This window comes from Onishia taeanensis (assembly GCF_003268885.1).
GTDB lineage: Bacteria > Pseudomonadota > Gammaproteobacteria > Pseudomonadales > Halomonadaceae > Onishia > Onishia taeanensis_A.
In genome coordinates this window covers 107,424-130,178 of the sequence record NZ_QLSX01000004.1, presented here as the reverse complement: position 1 = coordinate 130,178, position 22,755 = coordinate 107,424, and the positions used below count along the sequence as shown (strand labels likewise).

The 22,755-nt window shown below is 58.7% G+C and carries 17 protein-coding genes and 1 tRNA gene; 7 read left to right on the top strand and 11 right to left on the bottom strand.

What is annotated here, in order from left to right:
• Nucleotides 1-18 precede the first annotated feature (18 nt).
• The 5 genes from putP (BCL93_RS07230) to BCL93_RS07210 form a co-directional block, all read right to left on the bottom strand.
• Nucleotides 19-1,497: a sodium/proline symporter PutP gene (gene putP / locus BCL93_RS07230; protein WP_112054584.1), complete on the bottom strand. Its 1,479-nt coding sequence runs from the start codon at nt 1,495-1,497 to the stop codon at nt 19-21.
• Nucleotides 1,498-2,311: 814 nt separating this feature from the next.
• Complete coding sequence (gene putP / locus BCL93_RS07225) at nt 2,312-3,802, bottom strand: sodium/proline symporter PutP (protein WP_112054582.1); 1,491 nt, start codon at nt 3,800-3,802, stop codon at nt 2,312-2,314.
• A gap of 298 nt (nt 3,803-4,100) precedes the next feature.
• Nucleotides 4,101-7,292: a bifunctional proline dehydrogenase/L-glutamate gamma-semialdehyde dehydrogenase PutA gene (gene putA, locus BCL93_RS07220; protein WP_112054580.1), complete on the bottom strand. Its 3,192-nt coding sequence runs from the start codon at nt 7,290-7,292 to the stop codon at nt 4,101-4,103.
• 259 nt (nt 7,293-7,551) lie between these two features.
• On the bottom strand, nt 7,552-8,352 hold the full coding sequence (locus tag BCL93_RS07215) for an AraC family transcriptional regulator (RefSeq protein WP_112054578.1): 801 nt from the start codon (nt 8,350-8,352) through the stop codon (nt 7,552-7,554).
• Nucleotides 8,353-8,426: 74 nt separating this feature from the next.
• Entirely contained in the window at nt 8,427-8,807 is a 381-nt protein-coding gene (locus tag BCL93_RS07210) for a hypothetical protein (protein WP_112054576.1), read from the bottom strand.
• A 388-nt stretch (nt 8,808-9,195) separates the two neighbouring features.
• Between BCL93_RS07210 and BCL93_RS07205 the strand changes: the two genes are divergently transcribed.
• Complete coding sequence (locus BCL93_RS07205) at nt 9,196-9,858, top strand: metallophosphoesterase (protein ID WP_258396064.1); 663 nt, start codon at nt 9,196-9,198, stop codon at nt 9,856-9,858.
• Nucleotides 9,859-10,029: 171 nt separating this feature from the next.
• Here the strand turns inward: BCL93_RS07205 and BCL93_RS07200 are convergent, their stop codons facing one another.
• Entirely contained in the window at nt 10,030-10,350 is a 321-nt protein-coding gene (locus tag BCL93_RS07200) for a GGDEF domain-containing protein (protein WP_258396063.1), read from the bottom strand.
• Nucleotides 10,351-10,379: 29 nt separating this feature from the next.
• Nucleotides 10,380-10,604 (bottom strand): hypothetical protein, encoded by a 225-nt coding sequence (locus BCL93_RS07195; protein ID WP_112054573.1) that lies wholly within the window; start codon nt 10,602-10,604, stop codon nt 10,380-10,382.
• 555 nt (nt 10,605-11,159) lie between these two features.
• Here BCL93_RS07195 and BCL93_RS07190 point away from each other — a divergent pair.
• Nucleotides 11,160-15,161 (top strand): bifunctional diguanylate cyclase/phosphodiesterase, encoded by a 4,002-nt coding sequence (locus BCL93_RS07190; RefSeq protein WP_112054571.1) that lies wholly within the window; start codon nt 11,160-11,162, stop codon nt 15,159-15,161.
• A 47-nt stretch (nt 15,162-15,208) separates the two neighbouring features.
• Here BCL93_RS07190 and BCL93_RS07185 read toward each other — a convergent pair.
• The 3 genes from BCL93_RS07185 to BCL93_RS07175 form a co-directional block, all read right to left on the bottom strand.
• Nucleotides 15,209-15,282, bottom strand: a tRNA-Gly gene (locus tag BCL93_RS07185).
• A gap of 350 nt (nt 15,283-15,632) precedes the next feature.
• Nucleotides 15,633-16,046, bottom strand: a complete 414-nt coding sequence (locus BCL93_RS07180) for a CBS domain-containing protein (protein WP_112054570.1) — start codon at nt 16,044-16,046, stop codon at nt 15,633-15,635.
• Between the two features lie 58 nt (nt 16,047-16,104).
• Entirely contained in the window at nt 16,105-17,574 is a 1,470-nt protein-coding gene (locus tag BCL93_RS07175) for a dihydrolipoyl dehydrogenase (RefSeq protein ID WP_112054569.1), read from the bottom strand.
• Nucleotides 17,575-17,915: 341 nt separating this feature from the next.
• Here BCL93_RS07175 and BCL93_RS17625 point away from each other — a divergent pair, with 341 nt between their 5' ends.
• Nucleotides 17,916-18,272 (top strand): hypothetical protein, encoded by a 357-nt coding sequence (locus tag BCL93_RS17625; protein WP_181463052.1) that lies wholly within the window; start codon nt 17,916-17,918, stop codon nt 18,270-18,272.
• A 45-nt stretch (nt 18,273-18,317) separates the two neighbouring features.
• Here the strand turns inward: BCL93_RS17625 and BCL93_RS17095 are convergent, their stop codons facing one another.
• A complete protein-coding gene (locus BCL93_RS17095; RefSeq protein ID WP_146742467.1) occupies nt 18,318-18,605 on the bottom strand; it encodes a hypothetical protein in 288 nt (95 codons plus the stop codon).
• Nucleotides 18,606-18,793: 188 nt separating this feature from the next.
• Here BCL93_RS17095 and BCL93_RS07165 point away from each other — a divergent pair, with 188 nt between their 5' ends.
• Genes BCL93_RS07165 through BCL93_RS07150 form a run of 4 tightly spaced genes read left to right on the top strand, consistent with a single transcriptional unit; the run spans nt 18,794 to nt 22,750 of the window.
• A complete protein-coding gene (locus tag BCL93_RS07165; RefSeq protein ID WP_112054567.1) occupies nt 18,794-19,882 on the top strand; it encodes an ABC transporter ATP-binding protein in 1,089 nt (362 codons plus the stop codon).
• A 1-nt stretch (nt 19,883) separates the two neighbouring features.
• The gene (locus tag BCL93_RS07160; protein ID WP_112054565.1) at nt 19,884-20,984 is read left to right on the top strand and encodes an ABC transporter ATP-binding protein; all 1,101 of its coding nucleotides are present in this window, start codon (nt 19,884-19,886) and stop codon (nt 20,982-20,984) included.
• Entirely contained in the window at nt 20,977-21,855 is an 879-nt protein-coding gene (locus BCL93_RS07155) for a carbohydrate ABC transporter permease (RefSeq protein ID WP_112054563.1), read from the top strand. Before BCL93_RS07160 ends, BCL93_RS07155 begins: the two co-directional genes overlap by 8 nt.
• Nucleotide 21,856: 1 nt before the next feature.
• Nucleotides 21,857-22,750, top strand: a complete 894-nt coding sequence (locus BCL93_RS07150; protein ID WP_112054561.1) for a carbohydrate ABC transporter permease — start codon at nt 21,857-21,859, stop codon at nt 22,748-22,750.
• Nucleotides 22,751-22,755: the final 5 nt, after the last annotated feature.

Here is a 22,755-nt window from a genome sequence, read left to right as displayed (position 1 = left end):
GCTCGAGATGGAAAAGGTTCAACCTTCCTTGATGGAGTCGAACTCCTCGGTGATCTCGGCAGTCGGCTCACCGGTGATCAGTGAGACCACAACGATGGCGATGTAGGCGAAGATCACGCCCGGCACGATTTCGTAAAGATCGAAGATGCCGCCGGAGATCTGAGCCCAGGCCACTACGGTCACACCACCGACCAAGATGCCGGCCAGGGCGCCCCAGGTGTTCATGCGACGCCAGAACAGGGCCATGATCAGCGCCGGGCCGAAGGCCGCGCCGAAGCCCGCCCAGGCGTAGGACACCAGTCCCAGCACGGAAGAGTCCGGGTTCAGGGCCAGCAGGTAGGCAATGACGGCGATGCCGATGACCGCGAAGCGCCCCACCCAGACCAGTTCACTCTGAGAGGCATCCTTACGGATCATGGCTTTGTAGAAGTCATCGGTCAGGGCTGAGGAAGAGACCAGCAGTTGGGAGTCGGCGGTGGACATCACGGCTGCCAGGATCGCGGCCAGCAGCACGCCGGCGATGACCGGATGGAAGATAGCATTGACCATGATCATGAAGATGGTCTCGCCGTCACCCAGGTCGCGGGCCATGTAGACGGTGCCCAGCAGGCCAACACCCATGGCACAGATCAGGCAGAGCGCCGACCAGGACACGGCGATGCGACGTGCGGCCGGGATGTCGTTCGGGCTGCGGATGGCGGCAAAGCGCGCTAGGATATGCGGCTGACCGAAATAACCCAGGCCCCATGCCATGGAGCTGATGATGCCGATAGCGGTCAGGGACTCGCCGGTGTTGGCATCGGTGAACCATTTCAGCATGTCACCATTTTCGGCGAGGATCTGGGCGCTACTGCCGCTGAAACCACCGAGCTCGGACAGGGCGATGACCGGTACGATCAGCAGGGCGGCAGCCATCATCAGGCCTTGGATCAAGTCGGTCCAGGACACCGCCAGGAAACCGCCGAAGAAGGTGTAGGAGATGATTGCCAGGGTGCCGACTGTCACTGCCAGGGTGTAATCGAGGCCGAAGACAGTTTCGAACAGCTTGCCGCCGGCGACCAGGCCGGAGCTGGTGTAGAACATGAAGAACATCAGGATGAAGATCGCTGATACCACACGTAGCAGCTGAGTCTTGTCGCGGAAGCGGTTGGCGAAGAACTCCGGCAGGGTCAGGGCGTCGCCAGACTTGAAGCTGTAGACGCGCATGCGGCGGGCCACGATCAGCCAGTTCAGCCAGGTGCCTGCGAGCAGACCGATGCCGATCCAGCCAGCAGAAAGGCCGCTGACATAGGCTGCGCCCGGCAGGCCAAGCAGCAGCCAGCCGGACATGTCGGAGGCGCCGGCCGAAATAGCTGACGTCCAGGGCCCAAGAGAACGACCGCCAAGAATGTAGTCGGAGAGGTTGGTCGTGCGCTTATAAGCGATGACGCCGATGCCGAGCATCACCACCAGATAGAGCGCGAAGGTAAAGCCGATGGTCAGGTTGTTTTCAACCATGTTGAGTCGTCCTTCTGCGGTTATGGTTGTCAAACGCCGAAAGGGCCCTGCTTTTCTTATAAAAGAAAGGCAAGGCCTTTTCGTACGTACCCGCCAAGCGGAGCGTTACTATCCTGCTTGGCAGACCATTCGTAATGAGTGACTCATCACCCATAGCGAATAGCGACGCGGTGCCGTCGAACGCGGCGGTATTGATGGTCAGGGTTATCTCTGGGACGAAGCGAAAAAGACGAAACGCAGCAGATAGATGGGGCCACCCGCATGAGAGCGGTGCCTGATAGACCCTGACCATCGAAGGGCCGAACGCTGACGACGGCGCCAATGATATTACGATTTACGTCTACATTGCTTGCCCGAATTTACTCCCAGGAAGGATTCGGCCCGGGCATCTATCTGACGATGAATATCATAGGGTTTATGGCCGCTTCATTCAGGTCGGAATGAGGGGGCTATGCATCGCTGTTCGGTATCACATGCTCAAGGTAGATCTGCGCAAGCTCGGCGCGCGTAACTGCTCGATCACTTGCCCATTCGCCGTGGCAACACTGGCGGTCTTTGTGCGCAACGACCAGGTAGGGGCTGGCGTTGGCAGCCGGCAAGGACGCCGGGCACTTGATGGCGACTCGGGTCAACATGAGTCAAAAAGCGAAAACTGGGGGAGGGCATTACGCTGGCGATGGTGGCCGCCAGCCGGGTCCTGTTGGCCTGGTATCAGCAGATAATAAAAAGGGCCCCCTCAGGAGCCCTTTCACTACGCTTGTTACTCGCTTGTTACTACGCCTTTCACTACGTTGAGAGCGTCATGCGCGCGCTCTTAGCGAGTGATGTGCTGATATTCGCCTGCATCAGCAGTAACGCTGCTCACCACCAGAATGGCAATCATGGAAGCGATGAAGCCAGGAATGATCTCGTACACACCCGGGCCACCCATGAACGATCCATTCCAGCCCAGAGAGATCCAGATAATGACGGTGAGAGCACCGACCACCATGCCCGCAATGGCACCAGCGCCGTTAGTACGCTGCCACATCAGCGACAGAATGATCAAAGGACCAAACGCCGAGCCGAAGCCTGCCCAGGCATTACTGACCAGTCCCAGAACCTGAGAGTTGGGATCAGAGGCAATGACGGCAGCAACCAGGCCAACCAGTACTACGCAGATGCGGCCAACATTCACACACTCACGATCGCTGGCTTCTTTACGCAGGAACAGGCGATAGAAGTCCTCGGTCAGTGAGGATGAGGACACCAGCAGCTGACTGGAGATGGTGCTCATGATCGCTGCCAGCAGTGCTGCATAGAGGAAGCCAGTGATCAGCGGATGGAACAGCAGGTTCGACAGAACGATGAAGATGGTTTCTGGATCTTCAATGTTCAAGCCATTGCGAACCGCATAAGCGCGGCCGAAAATACCCAGTGAGACCGCGCCGATCAGGGAGATAGCCATCCAGCCCATACCGATGTTACGGGCAACTGGCACTTCCTTCAGCGTCCGGATAGCCATGAAGCGCACGATGATGTGCGGCTGACCGAAATAACCCAGACCCCAGGTAACCGCAGACAGCCAACCGATAAAGGTCAGCCCGTTGGTCCAGGATAACAGCGTGGGATCGACTTCATTCAGCGTCTGTGACGCCTGGGCGAAACCGCCGCCGCCTTCGCCAAAGAGCACTACCGCCGGCATGATCACCAGGGCCAGCATCATGATGCAGCCTTGCACGAAGTCCGTCATGCTCACGGCCAGGAAGCCACCGACCACCGTGTAGGCAAGTACCACGCCCAAGGTGATGACGATACCTACGGCGTAGTCGCTTAGACCACCGAAGTTGAAGATCCCGGAGAACGCGCTTTCAAACAGCTTGCCGCCTGCCACCAGGCCTGACGCTGTATAAACCGCGAAGAAGATCACGATGACGATAGCGGATACCGTTCTCAGCGACATCGCCTGAGTCGGGAACCGGTTGGCCAGGAAAGACGGAATGGTAATCGCATTGCCATAGTGAACCGTCTGTTCACGAAGGCGTGGTGCGACCAGTGTCCAGTTGAAGAACGCGCCAACAAGCAGGCCGATACCGATCCAGGCAGAACCCAGGCCAGATGCAAACAGCGCACCGGGCAGACCCAGGAGCAACCAACCGCTCATGTCCGATGCACCGGCCGATAGGGCCGCTACCTTTGGACTGAGAGATCGTCCACCTAGCATGTAGTCTTCAGACGACGACGTGGCTTTGCGCATCGCATAGATGCCGATGGCAACCATGAGCGCAAAGTAAACAAATAGGCTGATCCAAACACCAATAGCCATGGAACATCTCCAATTTATTAGGGCGGAACTCGTTCCGACCGGTTAGTGCGTTTACCGTGCAGAATCCGGTAGTGGCACGCATTGTTTTTGTAACTCTTTTCTCTTCACCTGCTTCAGGTAGAGCGCGAAGGTAAAGCTGGGGGCTAGGTTTTTTCTATCATCTTGAGTCGTCCTTCTGCAGTTATTGTTGTCCAACGCCGAAAGGGCCCTGCTTTAGTTATAGACGATCTACAAGGCCTTTTCGTACGTTCCCGCCCTGCGGGGGGCATCCCCCGCAGGGCAGACTACTCGATCCGGGTTATTCATCACCCATCGCGAGTAGCGACGCGTTGCCGCCGAGCGCGGCGGTATTGATAGTCAGCGTCTTCTCTGTGGCGAAACGCAACAGATAGTTCGGACCACCCGCCTTGGGGCCGGTGCCCGACAGCCCCTGACCACCGAAGGGCTGGACGCCGACGACGGCGCCTATGATATTACGATTTACGTATACATTGCCTACCCGAATCTTTTGCGCGATTTCTTCGGCGAAGGATTCGTTGCGGCTATGCACGCCGAAGGTCAGACCGTAGCGGCGATCGTTGATGGATTGGACCACCTTATCGATCTCGCTGGCCTTGTAGCGAACGATATGCAGAATCGGGCCGAATTGCTCGCGCTCCAGGGCGTCGATGCTGTCGATCTCGAAGGCGACCGGGGCGACGAAGGTGCCCTCGGCGGTGTGCACCGGGTCGAGTTTGGTTTCGGCGACCAGACGGCCTTCGCCCTTGAGTTTCTCGATGTGAGCCATCAGGCCCTTGCGCGCGTCCTCGTCGATCACCGGGCCCACATCGGTACCCAGGTTGCGCGGATCGCCCACATGCAGCTCGTCCATCGCGCCCTTGAGGATCTCGATGACCCGGTCGGCCACGTCTTCCTGGAGGTAAAGCACGCGCAGTGCGGAGCAGCGCTGACCGGCACTCTGGAACGCGGACTGCACGACATCGGCCACGACCTGCTCGGGCAGGGCGGTCGAGTCGACGATCATGGCGTTCATGCCGCCAGTCTCGGCGATCAGTGTCGGCAGGGCGGCGCCTTCACGGGCGGCCAGTGCGCGGTTGATGATCTGAGCGGTGTCGGTGCCGCCGGTGAAGACCACGCCAGTGATGCGCGGATCACCGCTGAGCACGCTGCCCACGGTGGGGCCATCGCCCGGCAGCAGCTGTACGACGTCGCGCGGCATGCCCGCTTCATAGAGCAGTTCGATAATGCGGTTGGCCGCCAGTGAGGTCTGTTCGGCCGGCTTGGCCAGTACCGGGTTGCCGGCAACGGCCGCTGCCACGACCTGACCGCAGAAGATGGCGATCGGGAAGTTCCAGGGGCTGATCGCGGCAAACACGCCCTTGCCGGACAGCATCAGCTCGTTGGACTCGCCGGTGGGGCCCGGCAGAGTGGTGGCGTTACCGAACAGCTCTTCGGCGCGGGTCGCATAGTAGCGGCAGAAGTCAACCGCCTCGCGGATCTCGTCGACGCCATCGGTCAGCAGCTTGCCACCTTCGCGCGAGCACAGGGCCATCAGCTCGGCGAGGTTCTCTTCCATCAGGTCGCCCAGGCGGCGGATGATGGCGGCACGCTCGGCAACCGGAGTGTTCTCCCAACGCGGGAAGGCAGCCCAGGCGGCATCCACGGCCTTGGACGCCTGGTCCTTGCTGGTCCACTGCACGCTGCCCACTTTGACCTTGCGGTCGAACGGGCAGAGGACATCATGGCGAGCACTGCCGTCATCGGCAACATCGAAGGCCAGCAGCGGTTTAGCGTTGTACTCCTTGTCCATGAATTTCGCCATCTCATCCATGAGCGGCTGGTACTGGCTGTTGATGTTCAAGTTCACTCCCTTCGAGTTCACGCGGTTAGGGCCATAGATATCCTTGGGCAAAGGAATCCGGTTGTTGGCGTAGGTCTTGTACTGCTTGAGCGTCTCTACCGGGTGCACGCAAAGCGATTCGACCGGGACACGCGGGTCCACCAACTGGTGAACGAAGGAGGAGTTGGCCCCGTTCTCGAGCAGGCGGCGAACCAGATACGGCAGTAGATCCTTGTGCGCCCCTACCGGCGCATAGATACGGCAGTAAGTGCCTTGCGGTGCACGCTTGAGCGCCGCGTCGTACAGGGCCTCGCCCATGCCGTGCAGGCGCTGGAACTCGAAGGGCCGACTTGCTTCGTTGGCCAGTTCAAGAATGGTGCTGATGGTGTGCGCGTTGTGCGTCGCGAACTGCGGGAAGATACGCCCGCGGGTGCTTTCCGACAGCAGGAAGCTGGCACAGACCAGATAGGCAACGTCAGTGCTGGCCTTGCGGGTATAGACCGGATAGCCGTCGACGCCGATCTGCTGGCACTCCTTGACTTCGGTATCCCAGTAAGCGCCCTTGACCAGGCGCATCGGGATCTCGTCGCCCTGCTGGTCGGCCAGGCGATTGATGTAATGCAGCACCGGCAGGGCGCGCTTGGCGTAAGCCTGCACGACCAAACCGAAGTGGCCCCAGCCACGGCAGGTGTCGCTTTCATAGACGGCACGGAAGACTTCCAGCGACAACTCGAGGCGATCGACTTCTTCAGCATCGATGGTCATGGCCACATCGCGCTCGCGCGCCATGGCCGCCAGCTCACGCACGGTGCCGACCAGCTCTTCGAGGACCTGCTCGCGACGCCCGAATTCATAGCGCGGATGCAGGGCCGAGAGCTTGATGGAGATCGACGGTGACGGCGTCTTGGACGACAGGCTCTTGCTGGTCTTGCCCACGCTCTTGATGGCGTCGGCATAGGAATCGAAATAGCGTTTGGCGTCCGCGCGGGTTCGAGCCGCTTCACCGAGCATGTCGTAGGAGTAGGTGTAGCCTTTATCGAATAGCGGCTTGGAGCGCTTGAGTGCCTCTTCGATGTCGCGGCCGAGCACGAACTGCTTGCCCATGATCTTCATCGCTTCATACATGGCGCGACGAATGACCGGCTCACCCATGCGATTGACGAGCTTATTGATGAAGTGGGCGGGCTTGCCTTCCTTGGGCTTGTCCAGGTTGATGACGCGACCAGTCATCAAAAGGCCCCAGGTAGACGCATTGACGAACCACGACTCACTCTTGCCGACGTGGGCCTTCCAGTCTGCCGGACCAAGCTTGTCTTCGATCAGGGCGTCTGCAGTGGCTTTATCCGGAATGCGCAGCATGGCCTCGGCGAGGCACATCAACATCAGGCCTTCATTGGTATCAAGGCTGTACTGTTGGAGCAGTTCATCGATGGAATCGACTGCTGTATCCATTTCCCGGACTTCGCGTACCAGCTCGGCTGCCTGGTTCGCTGTCCGCTTGAATTCTGCTTCGTCGGCGGACAGGAAGTCGACGAGTTCACCTACGAAGGTTTCTTCATCCACCACGTAATGATCGCTGATGCGGGCGAACAGCGTATCCAGGTCCTGCTTCCAAATGGTGCTATCCAGCATGTTATTAGCGTCTAGCATTTATGAATACCCCATGACAATGCGTGACCGGGCGACATTGCCGACATGACGTCAGTGGCCTGCGAAGGTGGCAGGAACCCGGCTGGTGAAGCGTGGCCCAGGAAACGTCAGGGCAGGCGCGAACTGCCCGTGGTCGTTTCATGACTGGATGAATGTAGTGATGCGCGCGGCTTGCGTCTTGCGAATTTCCCGGCTTGATTTGTCAAAAAGCGGGAAAGGTTGCGAGAGTAAGTCGATATTTAGACTTTTTGGTTACGTCTTAAGGAGCGTTATTAAGAATGGTTGGCTGTGTAGGCCGACGCAAGGCGCTGGGAGGGTGACCGAAGCTGCGGCGGAAGGCATGTGACAGCGAGCTTTGCGAAGAAAAGCCAGTCTGATCAGCAATTTCCGACAAGGGGAGGCGCATTGAAAGGAGTAGATGCTGGGCCGTACGCAGGCGCTTGGTCAGCAGATATTGATAAGGCGTTACGCCCGCCTGTTGGCGGAAGCAGTCAGTGAAATGGGCCTCGCTCAGACAGGCATGACGTGCCAGATCAGCGACGCTGAGTCGTTTTGAAAGGTGTTGCTGAATATAGCGATCCAACGAGGCCAAGTTGATGCGCTGTTGCCCGTTGGACAGTTCTTGAGCGGGCTGCAGGCGCACGTTAAGGCAGGACAGAAAGGTGGTCGCCATCAGTTCGTGATGCACCAGCTGCTGTGGCGCTCCGTCCATCATGTGGCTGAGTTCTTGTACCAGGAAGTCGAGATAGCGGGTGAGCGATGCATCTAACGAGAAGAACAGTGGCGCGTCGAACAGCCGCGCGAACTCATGGTGCTGGCCTGCCAGGGGGAAAGCGTCGGATGGCAGGTTCATGATGAGATGGCGATTGATCCCCACCCCTTCGTAGTAATGCACGTGATTGGCCGGAACGATGCATCCCGAGAGAGGGGCAATCGAACCGCCCAGACCTTCGATCTCGAACTCGGCATTACCATCCACCCCGATCACGATCTGATGATAGTCATGATCATGGTGCTTGGTAATGGTATCGAGCGGGAAAAGATGAAGGGCGCTGGGCATCGGTTTGGCACTCCCGGCACATTAAACCAGATAGGCGGCCATTGTACGCCGATGCAAATCGAAAGACAGCGGCCTTAGTCTGACTGTGGTCGCTCTCGTGCCTCTCGTAGCGCCGTTCTGGAAGCGAGGTGGTCACGCAGCGCCTGAAGATCGTCACGCCCGCTGCGGGAGAACAGCGACCCACCCTGAGCGGCCTGCCAGGGGCGGCCGTGCTCATCCATCAGGTGCTGCGCGCGGCGGCGAACGCCCTCGAGGAATTCATCATGACGCACTGGGTAGCCAATGACGGTATGCCATTCTGTCTCGCTGAGGCTGCCGGTGAGCGCTTTGTCGAATAGCGTCAGCAGATCATGAGCCTCTGTACGGTAGCGCGGCGTGCGCGACAGCATCATGACACCGACCATACTGCCGATGACCAGGAAGCAAACAGCAAAGATCAGCAGAAAGGTAGCCATGTGATCGGCTCACAGGTAGAAGGAAAAGACATTCAGGAACTGAGCGACTGTGTAGCGGGTATAGAGCACTCAGCGACCCCTGTTGGTGGGCTATCTCTGTCTGTCACTTGCTGCTCTATTCAGTCATATAGGCAGGACTTTGCCGCCAGCGCCCAAGTCTGCCCGCACTTTACCATGGCCGGGCGGCACTATAGTAGAGAAGCAGAAGCAGGAGCAGGAGCAGGAGCAGCAGAGGGCGCAGGTTACCCCCGCATGGCTGGCGCTACCTGATGACGAATCTACTCTCGATCTTTGGTGCTACCCGCTAGAGGTGGGCGTTGGATAGCGCCATCCTTGCCCGGTAGCCGATGTGGGCAGATCAGAAGGAGCCGTAGCCGTGACCTTTTTTGTGCAGCATGCCGCCAATACGCAAGGCCGCGACTTCCTGGTCGGCGACATTCATGGCCAGTACGACCTGCTGATGAAAGCCATGGCCAGCGTCGATTTCGATAGGGCTCGGGATCGCCTTTTCAGCGTGGGCGACCTGATCGATCGCGGCGCACAATCGTTCGACTGCCTGTCTTTGCCGTTCAAGCCCTGGTTCTTCGGAGTGCGAGGCAATCACGAGATGCTGGCCTACAAAGCTTTGTTCAACACCGTCGGCGATGAATGGCACAAGCATGAATTGTGGATGGCCAATGGCGGCACCTGGGTGCAGAGAGGGAGCGTCAAGGAAGTGAAGATGGTGCTCAGCGATGCCATGCGCCATCTACCCTACGCAAGAGAGCTAAGCGTTGCCGGCAAGCGTATAGGCATCGTGCATGCTGAACCGCCCGCTGACAGGTCCCGGCTTGAACTCGAAGACAATGATTCCGGCCGCGAGCGCCTTATTTGGGGTCGCTCGCGCATCAAGGAAGGTGACAGGACAACCGTCGATGGCATCGATGCTGTAGTAGTGGGGCACTCCATCGTCGGCACCCCAACCAGCCTTGGCAATGTCCACTATATCGACACCGGTGCCTTCTTGACCGGCCGCCTGACATTGATTGAGGCGGGGGAGGTGATCTCGTGAATGGGCGTCGGCCAAAACGACGGGCTTGAGTGGTATGTAAGCCGCAGGTTGCCACCGGGAATCGCGTCAGGCATTTTGCGGAAGGTGAGCGTGATCAATGATGCCGCCAAGTCTGTTTGGTCACGACATGCTGCGTTCAATGTGTGCTCCCCTGCCGTCGTTGGATGGATTTCAAATTGCAACGTGCGGTTCTCGTAGCAGCTTGACTGGCATTATCTTGTTGTTGATGTCGGTAATGGCGCTGCCAAGTGCCAGCTGGATACGGACAGGCATCTGCTGAATGGATGGGGTTTCCTCCCCAGCCTCCAGCAATTGCTGACTGATTGTGTCGAGATCATGTGGTTCGAGGTCTGGCACGATCAGAGCCAGCTCATCTGGGGTGATGCGGTAGGCTTGGTGGTTACCACTAATCGCCCGACTAAGCTTTTGGCTCATCTCGAAGAGAAGCTCATCGGCAGCTTCTAAGCCCAAGGCTTCGATGACGTCTGACATGTCAGTGATCTTTACCTTGACCACACCAGTCATTTGGGCTGTGAGTGTCGCTTGTGAAGACCCTCATTGAGTGCGACCTGGTTAGCGAGGCCAGATTGGTCATCGCTGTGGGCCACGTAGCGATGGGCGACGAGCGCTTGACGACGGGAATGAGACAGCCAATCGGCAACGCCACCCAGCAGCATATACAGCGCCATACGGAGCAAATAGTTGGCGCTTTCCTGATCGATGCCACGGTTGGCGTCTTGAGGCATAAAAGCCATCAATATGCTGGCGACAAGTGCTGTGATAAGGCTACCAGGCAGGGCATATCATGAGGCGGCAACCAATATGGGGATCAGCAATAATAAAGATAGGCGTAAGCCGTCCCACCAGTGGCATATACGATTCCTGCGCCAAGGCACAATAGCAGCATGATGATGGCGCACTGGATGCTGTGGTTATTTGCCAACGATTTCGCCATGCGTTTTGGATACGTCAGCGACTGCCACAGGCTGTGTAACTCCACGTGTGTGGTCCTCGTAGAAAACTAATGCTTAAGCAGCATATGCCACTCTTTCCTACCCATCATCCGTAATGCGATCATCTGACGTGAGAAATGGAATCGCTGCGCGATGCTTCTAAGTCTTTCAATGCATGTATTTCTTACCTTGTCAGCCAACTCGCCTATTGATTGTTGAGTGTGTAGGAAAAAATTGTGTGTACAGTGTAGTGAAAATATGTAGCTGCTCTTGTTTTTTAAGCATCTGAGTTATAAGGAAAAAGTATTAACTTCCTCCTGATGGTACTTCAGTAAGGGATGACCTCTGATGGATTCTGCACACAAGCATCAACACTTGGCTGGGGATGCCGGGCTGGTGGTGTTGATTGCCGGCACCACCGCGATGGGCGTATTTGGTGCACTCTTCGCTCAACTGGGGCTGGACCTTCATCTGCCGTCTGGCCTGCGGGTCACGCCGGGCAGTGCTGTCTCAGGGCTGCTGGCCGGGCTTGGCCTCCTGGCGTTGATCCAGCATCACCGGAGGTGGCGCTTAAGCCTGTCAGCTCTGCTAGCTTTCTATGCCGTGTATCTGCTGGCCGAGGCCATGGGGATCTCCCCTCAGGGAGTGAGCTTCGATAGCGGAGCGGGAAAGGGGAGCTTACAGATCGCCTCCGCCATCTTTCCCTTGATGATCGCCTTCGGCCTATGGCTTGGCGTGCGGGGGCAGGCCAGGCGCTGGTGCTTCAAGTTAGTAGGTAACGGACTCTTCCTAGTAGGCTTGGCCAGCCTCCTGGTGGTCCTGGTACCCACACGCCATGACGCCTTGCAGGAGCTGCAGCGGATGAGCAGCCCTCTGTGCAGTGGTTTCTACTTATGCTTCGGCTTGGCCATGCGCTATGCGGCAGAACACTGGCAGCGTTTTCCACTCAGGCTTGGTCGGGGGCTCTGTACCGCAGCGGTGATCGGGGTCACCCTGAGCACGCTCGGCTGGCTGCTTGTCGGCTGGCAGCAACACCGGGTCGAAGCGGAGCAGGCGTCGCATGTAGCGGATGTGGCCGAACTGACCAGCGAAGCGATCATCAAGCGCCATGAGCAGGCGTTAAAGCGCATGGGTGAACGTTGGAGCGTATTGGAAGGCCTGTCCACAGCGTCGTTGCAGGTACAGGATGCAGATAGCTATCTACGTGATCTCTCCGCCCTGGAAGGCATCGCCTTCGTTGATGGGGCAGGGGATGTGGGCTGGCGCAAGGCGCAGAACACCGAGTCGCTGTCCCGACTAGAGGCCTGCCTGGCGGATGATGAGGTCAGACAGCAGTTGCTGTCTCAAGGCGATTCGCTCAAGTGGCTATTTCTCTCTCCCGATCAGCCATTGAAGGCCCTGGTCGCAGTCCCTCTTCCCAGTCCGGCGGCAGGTCGTCTGGTCGCTCAAATAGATCTGAACATGCTGCTTCTCCGGGAGATGCGTCCCGAATTGGGCGACTATGTGCTGCATGTCGAGCAGGATGATCGACTACTGGGAGAACCGGTGGCGCTAGACCATGCACACGATGATAGCGAACAGGCCCTGCAGCCGCTCGCCGAGCGTTTCATCGATTTTCCCGGTGCGTCCCCCCTGCGCCTGGCGATCTTCGGTGGTCCCCCCGGCCCCTGGTCGGCCTCGTCGCTGCTTTCCACCGGCGTGGGTGCCGGCAGCCTGATCCTGAGTTATCTGCTGGCTTTCAGTATCGGAGTCATGAGGCTGAGTCAGGGGCGTGCGCGGCAATTGGATCATGCCAATCGGCAGCTCCAGTATCAGTATCGGGCTCAGGCCCTGATTGCCGGGGAGACCTCTCAGGACAAGTCCTTGGAAGCCGTCTGTCGAATGCTGGAGCGCCAGGTACCGGGGGCCTTCTGCACGATCATGCTGTGTGATGATACACAGACCTATTTCCATGACGGTATTGGCCCTAGCTTGCCTAGCAAGTATCTCCAGGCACTCACCGGGGTCAAAATCGGTCCAGAGGTCGGTGCCTGTGGCAGTGCCGCTTACTCGCGCAAGCTGGTTATTTGCGAGGATCTGGCGACAGATCCGCGCTGGGAAGGCTATCAAGACCTGGTAAAGCACTACGAGCTTGCCGCCTGCTGGTCATTTCCGGTGATCTCATCACGTGGGCAAGTCTTGGCGACAGTAGCGCTATATCACTCGGAGCCCGGTGCGCCAGATAACGAGGAACGTCAACTGGCCAGCAAAGCCGTCGACCTTGTCGCCCTGGCCATCGAGCGTCACCGTGACCGTCAGGCCCTGGTCGAAAGCGAGCAGCGCTATCGCTCCCTGTTTACGCATCACCCTGATGCGGTCTTCTCTTTGGATATGGAGGGGCTCTTCCTGAGCCTGAACCCGCAAGTAGCGGAGATAACGGGGCTGCCGGCCAGCGAGATGTTGGGCAAGCATTTCTCACAGTTCGTCGAGACTGGCGACATTCCCCAAGGGCAAGCACTACTCGAGATTGCCCGGACTGGTCGTGCCCTCCGGTATGAGCTACAGAACCGTGACGTACGCGGCACTCTCCATGAGCTTGATGTCACGACCATTCCTATCATGATGGGTGATCGTGTGACCGGGGTCTTTGGTATCGCCAAGGACATCACTGCGCTCAAGAATGATGAAACCCGACTACGCATCCTGGAGCGCAGCGTTGAGGCCAGTGTTCATGGTGTATTGATCGTCGATGCCAACCAGACTGATATGCCGATCATATTCGCCAACCATGCTTTTAGCCGCATCTCTGGCTATAGCAACGCAGAGATCAAGGGGCGGAACTGCCGGTTCCTTCAAGGGCACGAGACCGACCCCCAGACGGTTCAGGAAATCCGGCAAGGACTGGATGACCAGCGTGATGTTCAGGTGACGCTGTGCAACTATCGCAAGAATGGCGAGCGATTCTGGAATGATCTGCACATTTCACCAGTGCGTGACGAACACGGGGCAGTGAGCCATTTCATCGGCGTCGTAAACGATGTCACCCAACGCATTGCCGATCAGGCGGCGCTGACTCACCAGGCAAGTCATGATGTTCTGACCGATGCCTATAACCGTGCAAAGTTTGAAGAGCGCCTGAAGCACCATGCTGAAATCGCCCAGCGCAGAAATGAGTTGCTGGTGGTGTTCTTCATTGATCTCGATGACTTCAAGCCGATCAACGACACCCACGGGCACGCTATGGGAGACCGTCTGCTGGTGGCCGTTGCCGAGCGCCTTGCCACAGAGCTTCGTGCCGGTGACACCCTGGGACGCTTCGGCGGCGATGAGTTTCTGGTGCTTTTGCCTAACCTTGAGCAGGAACATCAGGCGCAAAAGGTCGTCGACCGTTTGCTGGCAGCACTCACGCGCCCGTATAAGGTCGACGATCACGTCTTCCGACTCTCCGCCAGCATTGGCATGGCCTCGAGTCGAGAGATGTCATTACAGCACCCCGAGCAGCTGATCATGTGGGCTGATAGCGCCATGTATGCAGCCAAGAAACAGGGCGGCAACACAGCGCTCTGGTACCGTCACCACTTCAACATGGGGTTGTCAAAGCGCGTCGAGTTACGGAAGGACATTCAGGAGGCTATCGAGAAGGACGAATTTTCCCTGCATTATCAGCCGCTGATGAGTTATGACGGTGATGTGTTGGGCTTTGAGGCTCTCATCCGCTGGCAGCACCCGACCAAGGGGCAGATCTCTCCGGGCAACTTCATCCCGGTCGCGGAAATTACCGGTCAGATCATTCCTATCAGTGAGTGGGTGTTGGCGCAGGTCTGTCAGGACCTGCCGCAGCTGCAGGAACTCGGAGCCAGAGGCTGCCGCGTGGCCGTTAACCTGTCGCCGATGCAGTTCCAGCGACCTACCTTCCTCAGCCAGCTCGAGCAACGCTTAGAGGAAAGCCATATTCCGCCACACTGGCTTGAGCTGGAGGTCACCGAGGGGGTATTGATGGAGGATAAGGAAGTCACCATTTCGATTCTGCATGCCCTACGTGAATTGGGAGTTGGTGTAGCCATCGATGATTTCGGTACTGGCTTCTCAAGCCTTAGCTACCTGAAACAGCTGCCGGTTAGCAAGGTCAAGATCGATCGCAGCTTCATCCGTGACCTGGCGGTGGATGGCAACGATAGGGCAATCGTTCAAAGCATTATTTCCATGGCGAAACACATGGAACTGCAGGTGGTAGCCGAGGGGGTGGAGACTGAGGACCAGCTGCAGTGCCTCGCTGATGATGGCTGCGAGATCTTTCAGGGGTTCTTGCTTGCCAAGCCAATGCCGCTTGAACAACTGGAGCAATTTCTTGCTCGAACTCCTGAGTTCTGATGCTTACGAGGAGGGAAGGGCAGTCTGAGCAATATGATGCGGGCTTTTGGAGCGGGTGAAGGGAATCGAACCCTCGTCTTAAGCTTGGGAAGCTTCTGCTCTACCATTGAGCTACACCCGCGAACCGATTGGCACTGTAACCAATGTGTTAGACAGCGTCTAGCCTCGGACCGAGAAATGGTGGTGTAAGAATTTTTTCGAGCGGGATGGATAGTTTTCGGTAGGGCGCGGTCACAGAAGGTGAGTACAAATTCCTTGGCGATAGCAGTCGCAGTTAGGAGTGAATACTCAGGTTCCGATCCTTACCGCCATGTGCTCTCACATGGCGTTTTTTTTGCCTGTATGGCGAGAGGTGGCTCGGCCATGAAGAGGCGAGCGCAACGAGCGCTGCCCGGCCTTTTTTGAAGGCCGGGCAGCGCTCGTCTGGGTATGACGTTGGAGCGTGAGCTTGGAGGCGGTATCGGCTGGCGCCTAGTGGTGCCCGCCGCGCATTTGCAGAATGGCGCTGAGGATGTCGCGACGCGTCACGATACCCACCAGACGCTCCTGTTCCACGACCGGGTAAACCTTTGGCTTGGTGCCGAGCATTTCCTGGGCAAGGTCGGTGATGCTCTTGGCAGGCGCCACCGACAGTACTTCGTGGCGCATCAGTTCCCTGACCAGTGGCGCCTCGTCGTTGAGGTAGGCGCTCTGAAGCAACTTGCCAAGCACGTCCTGCTCGGAGATGAAGCCGATCAGATGATCTCGGTCATCGACAACCGGCACGCCTGGCAGCCGGTGCAGCCCAAGGCCCTTGACCAGTTGGGTGATCGAGGTATTACTGGTCACCCTATAGCAATCGCGGGACATGATATCGCGTACGATACTGGGAGCGGTCTGTGGCATCGTCAGTCTCCTTGCTTCAACGGTAGTGACCCGTTGCGTCGCTTGGCCCCGGGTTGGGTCAGTCGCCCGGTCCGCATTCCATGCAGCGCTCAACGATCCGAGAACCGAGCTGCAGATTGGCGTTCAGGTCGCGAAGGGCGGTACGTAGACCTTCTTCGATGACCGGGTGATAGAACGGCATCTCCAGCATCTGGGCGACCGTCATGCGCTGTTGCTGTGCCCAGGCCAGCAAGTGCGCCAGGTGCTCGGCGCGCGGGCCAAATATCTCAGCGCCAAGGAAGAGCCCGCTGCCCTGCTCGGCATAGACCCGCATCAGCCCCTTGTTGACTCGCATCACTCGTGAGCGGCCTTGGCCTTCGAAAGACACCTCGCCGCTGGCCAGGCAGTCACATCCGCCGTAGCGCCTTTCGAGTTCAGCATAGCTGAGCCCCACCGTTGCCATCTGTGGATCGCTAAACACTACCGCCAACGGTGTGCGGCGCTGGCCGGCGCGCATTTCGGGGTAGCGCCCGGCGTTGTCGCCGGCGATGCGCCCTTCGTCGCTGGCTTCATGCAGCAGAGGCAGGTCCTGGTCGGCGTCTCCAGCGATGAAAATATGACTGGGGCCGCCTTCGGCATTGCGACACTGCAGGGTAAAGGTGTTGTAGGTCGGCACGCCCTTGTCGTTAAGCGTCAGATTGGCGTTCTCGATCGAGAGCCGGTCGACGTTAGGGCGACGCCCGGTGGCGGCGAGCAGGTAGTCGAAGCGCTCGGTCAGGCGCTGGCCACTGTCGCGCTCGAGGAAGGTCACCACCACGCTGTCGCCGTCTCGCTCGATGGCCTCTACTTGGGCATCGGGGTCGACGTAGAACTCCTGGTTGAAGGTGCGATCCGCGACGTCACGCACGGCGTCATCCTGAAGAGGGCCTAGGGCGCCGCCGACGCCAAACACTCTCAGCCGCACGCCGAGGCGGTGCAATGCCTGGCCAAGCTCGAGGCCGATAACGCCGGGGCCGAATACAGCAACCGACTCCGGCAGGTTGTCCCATTCGAAAACGTCGTCGTTGATGATCAGTCTGTCGCCGGCAGCCTCGAAGAAACCGGGGTAGCTGGGCCGTGAACCGCTGGCGATCACTACCCGCTTGGCGTGTACGCGGGTGTGATCATCAACGAGCAGGGTGTTGGGGCCTTCAAAGCGGGCATAGCCGTGTAGCTTGTCGTCGGCGGGAATGCGCTCGACCGATTCGAGCACGAAACCGACGAAACGGTCACGTTCACGTTTCACGCGCGCCATCACCGCTGCACCATTGACTTCGATCTCGCCATTGAGGCGGATGCCGAAGGCCTCGGTATCAGCGGCTTGGTGGGCGGCCTCGGCAGCGGCGATCAAGAGCTTCGAGGGCATGCAGCCCACCCGGGCGCAGGTGGTACCGTAAGGGCCACCCTCGATCATGACCACGGAATCGGTGTGCTGTTTAGCGGCGCGGTAGGCGCCGAGACCGGCGGTACCGGCACCGATGATGGCGACATCAACCTGACGTTCTTGCATATCCAGTTCCATATCCGAATGAGTGAGCGGGCAGCGGCGTGTATGAGACGCGGTCCTGACCGCATTTGCCCAGAGGTATGTCGACAACATCGATGCTATCTCAGACCTAAGGCGACGCTGCCTAGCGTAAAACGCCTACGAGTATCCCGGTACGTCAGTGAGAGAGGAATTTGATTGATTTGAACTCAGCGATAGCTTTCGCTGATGAAACACCCATCACCGACCTGAGTCATGAAGAGTAGAATGGTGATGGAACAGCCGGTTTCGGAGCAGGTTTGGCTAGTTTGCCGGCGCTGGCCCCGAAAGTCGCAACACCGACAAGAGCCTAGAGGAGAGTCCTTATGGATGCTCGCCAATATCTCGCCAAGAAAGGCATCGACCTGGACAAGGAAGAGGAAAAACCGCATACCCTTGAGGAGCTGGCCTGGTCCAGAGCCATCGAGGCAGGACAGCATCGCCCCCGCAGTGGCACGCCCCACGACTGGGAAGACTGGTCTCGCTATCACGAATCCTTGGCCGACGGCGCCGAGCGACTCGAACAGAAAATAGATCCTAAGGCACATGGCGGTAGGGTATCGGCGTGCGACAACCAGTCGAAACCGTCAGGCGACCATGGTGATGAGAAAGCCGGGAGCGGACGTCAGGCCGGTGAAGGTAAGGGTGACGAGCCAAGATCCGGTGAGAAAGGCAATTCCTGAGGCGACGCAATCCAGCGCAATCCACTCGCCTCAATTCAACCCGGTTCAATCCAGCTCGACTAAATCCAACCCCAGCCGCATCCCGCCTTCTTTCCCTGATGTTATGTTCCCCATCAACCCTTCGGCGGCGCTGTGATGTGCCGTCGAATGTTCGGTTGGGCTTTCTTTCCATGATCGAAAGCGAAAATGTCGTGCCGCCTTCCTGTTATTTTCGCATTTTTCGATCATTTTACTGATTTTTAGGGCCTTGTAGACCAAGGTATAAGCTAGAAACGCCCAGTTTGCGTTGCCGCCATACCCCCTCTCGACTAGTCTGAGCACTGAAACGAACATCTGTGAGTGTTCGTATGTTTGCAAGCGAACATCAAGATGCGCTGATGTGCACTTGTCCTCCTGAATCGCTTCTTACAACAACAAACAGGAGCTCGCCTAGTGTTACTGATCTCTCCGCTGCCATGTCGCGCGACGTCTGCTTGCAGGTTGTCTCGCGCTGATTCACCCATGCTGCCCATGAGAACGACATGTCCCTGATCCTTGAGAACATCGACCACGTGGTCAACGGCGCCACCCATATCGAAGGCGTGAATATGGAATTAGCCCCGGGGTCGTTCAACGTGCTGCTGGGGCGCACCCTGGCAGGCAAGACAACGCTGATGCGCCTGATGGCGGGGCTCGAAGTTCCGACCCGTGGGCGCATCATGATGGACGGTCGCGACGTGACCGGCGTTTCGGTGCGTCGTCGCAATGTCTCGATGGTGTACCAGCAGTTCATCAACTATCCGGCGCTGAGCGTCTTTGAGAACATCGCCTCGCCGCTCAGGCTGGCCAAGGTCGCCAGCGCCGATATCGATCGTCGCGTGCGCGAGACCGCCGAGATGCTGCGCATCGACCATCTGCTGGACCGCTTTCCTCTGGAACTGTCCGGTGGCCAGCAGCAGCGAACCGCCATGGGGCGAGCGCTGGTCAAGGAAGCCGACGTCATTCTCTTCGACGAACCGCTGGTCAACCTGGATTACAAGCTGCGTGAAGAGCTGCGCGACGAACTGCGCACCCTGTTCAGCGAGCGCCATTGCATCGCGGTCTATGCCACCACCGAGCCCGGCGAGGCGCTGGCGCTGGGCGGCAATACCGCCGTGCTGCATGAGGGAAGACTGCTGCAGTACGGGCCCACCGAAGAGGTGTATCACCGTCCCCAGGACATCCTTGCCGCCGAGATGTTCTCGGAGCCGCCGATCAATATCGTCGATGGCCGCATCACCGGGCGCGAGGTGCATCTCGATGGTGGCATCCAGTTCCCCCTCAATGATGACCTGCGTCCGCTGGGCGAGGGGGACTTCCGTTTCGGCATCCGCGCCTCGCATATCGCGCTGCACCCTCAGGCGGCGGACGATCTATCGCTCGAGATGCGCGTCGACCTGGCCGAGCTAAGTGGCTCGGAAACCTTCCTTCACGTACATAACGAGCGCTTCGAGATGACGGTGCTGCTGGAAGGCGTTCACGAGTTCGATCCTGACGACCCCGTCACTCTCTACGTGCCGACGCACAAGGTCTATGCCTTCGATCGGCAGGGCGGCGTGGTTCATATTCCGGCGCATTTGGGAGGCCTCTAAGATGGCGGAAATTACCCTGCGGCAACTCGCCCATTCCTATCTGCCGTCGCCGTCCGGGCCAGAAGATTATGCGATTCGCGAGATGGATCATGTCTGGCACCAGGGCGGCGCCTATGCCTTGCTGGGGCCGTCCGGCTGTGGCAAGTCGACCTTGCTCAACATCATCTCCGGGCTGCTGGAGCCCTCAAGCGGGGAAGTGCTGTTCGATGGCGAGCGCGTCAACTCGCTACCTCCCGAGCAGCGCAACATCGCCCAGGTTTTCCAGTTCCCGGTGGTGTACGACACCATGACGGTATTCGACAACCTGGCTTTTCCGCTGCGTAACGCCGGTATGGGCGAGACGCAGATCCGCGAGAAGGTGCTCGAAGTGGCCGACGTGCTGGAGCTGACCCCCCAGCTCAAGCGCAAGGCCAAGAACCTGACCGCCGACGAAAAGCAGAAGGTCTCCATGGGCCGCGGCCTGGTCCGCGAAGACGTCTCGGCGATTCTCTTCGACGAGCCGCTGACCGTGATCGACCCGCAGCTCAAGTGGAAGCTGCGCCGTAAGCTCAAGGAGATCCACCGGCGCTTCAACATCACCATGGTCTATGTGACCCACGATCAGCTGGAAGCCTCGACGTTCGCTGACAAGATCGCGGTCATGTACCAGGGCCAGGTAGTGCAGTTCGGCACCCCTCGTGAGCTTTATGAGCGCCCGGCTCATACCTTCGTAGGCTATTTCATCGGCAGCCCCGGCATGAACCTGCTCGATATCTCGGTGAAAGATGACCAGGTTCGCTGCGGTGAGGTGGTGATTCCGGTCGCGCCCAAGATGCGGGACATGATCGCCCGCAGTTCCTCGGACAACATTCGCCTCGGTATCCGTCCCGACTTCGTGGAGGTCTTCGAGACCGCCGAGGAAGACTCGCTGGCAGTCGATGTGGTGAACGCTCAGGACTTGGGGACCTATTCGATCCTGACGCTGGCGCTTGGCGACGTGACCCTCAAGGCGCGTATCGATGAGGACCAGGTCACGCCCAAGGGCAAGGCCTACATCCGCTTCCCCCAGGGGCGCCTGGGCGTCTATATCGACGAATACCGTGTGGAGACCGACCATGAATAAGGTCTACGACAACAAGGCCTGGCTGCTGATCCTGCCGATGCTGGCGCTGGTGGCCTTCTCGGCGATCATTCCGTTGATGACCGTCGTCAACTATTCGGTGCAGGACGTGTTCGATGCCAACACCCGCTTTTTCACCGGCACCGAATGGTTCGTGCAAATGCTCAACGATCCGACCCTGCAGTCGGCGTTGCTGCGCCAGTTCGCCTTTTCGCTGACGGTGCTCTGCATTCAGGTGCCGCTGGGTATCGGCATTGCCCTGCTGATGCCCAAGAAGGGCTGGCAGGCTTCGGCGGTACTGATCCTGGTGACGCTGCCGCTGCTGATTCCCTGGAACGTGGTGGGCAGCATCTGGCAGATCTTTACCCGTGGCGACATCGGCCTGATGGGCTGGGGGCTTCGCGAGCTGGGCTACGAGTACAACATCACCCGCAGCGCGGTGGATGCGTGGGGCACCATCATCATCATGGACGTCTGGCACTGGACGCCGCTGATCGCGCTTTTGTGCTATAGCGGTCTGCGCTCGATTCCCGAAGCCTACTACCAGGCGGCACGTATCGATCGCGCCTCGCGCTGGGCGGTGTTCCGCTTCATTCAACTGCCCAAGCTGACCAACGTGCTGGTGATCGGGGTGCTGCTGCGCTTCATGCACTCTTTCATGATCTACGCCGAGCCCTTCGTGCTGACCGGTGGCGGGCCAGGCAGTTCGACCACCTTCCTGAGTCAGTCACTGACCACCATGGCAATCGGCCAGCAGGATCTCGGTCCTTCTGCCGCCTTCTCGCTGATCTACTTCCTGATCATCCTGCTGGTCAGTTGGGTGTTCTACACCGCGATCATGAATATGCAGAAAGACAAAGAGGGGGGCGCCTGAGATGAGCCAGTCCAAGCCTACGACTCCCGCAGAAGTGCGCCAGCGGGCAGCCGTCGAAGACAAGCGGCGCCGCCGCAAGGCACGGGCCGTGCCGGGCCGCCTGCGGCCCAAGCTCCTGCTGGGACTCTATTTGCTGTTCGTCCTGCTGCCGATCTACTGGCTGATGAACATGTCGTTCCAGTCCAACACCGAGATTCTCGGTGGCTTAACCCTGTGGCCGGACAACTTCACCCTTGAGCACTACACCAAGATCTTTACCACTGAGACTTGGTATATGGGCTATGTGAACTCGATCACCTATGTGGTGATGAACATGGTGATCAGTATTCTGGTTGCCTTGCCTGCGGCCTATGCGTTCAGTCGCTATCATTTCATTGGCGATAAGCACCTGTTCTTCTGGCTGCTGACCAACCTGATGGCGCCGCCCGCCGTCTTCCTGCTGCCGTACTTCCAGCTCTATTACACCGTGGGGCTGTTCGATACCCATATCGCGGTGGCGCTGGCGCACTGCCTGTTCAATATCCCTCTGGCGATCTGGATTCTCGAGGGCTTCATGAGCAGCGTGCCCAAGGAAATCGACGAGACCGCCTTCATCGATGGCTATAGTTTCCCGCGCTTCTTCGTGCGGATCTTCATCCCGATGATTCGCTCGGGGATCGGCGTGACGCTGTTCTTCCTGTTCATGTTCTCGTGGGTCGAGCTGCTGCTGGCCAGCACCCTGACCTCGACCAATGCGCAGCCGATTGCCTCGGTGATGACCAGTACCTCCACGGCCTCAGGCATCGACTGGGGGACGCTGGCCGCCGCCGGTGTGCTGACCATCGTGCCCGGCATCCTGGTGGTCTACTTCGTTCGCAATCACATCGCCAAGGGCTTCGCCCTGGGCCGCACCTGAGGAGG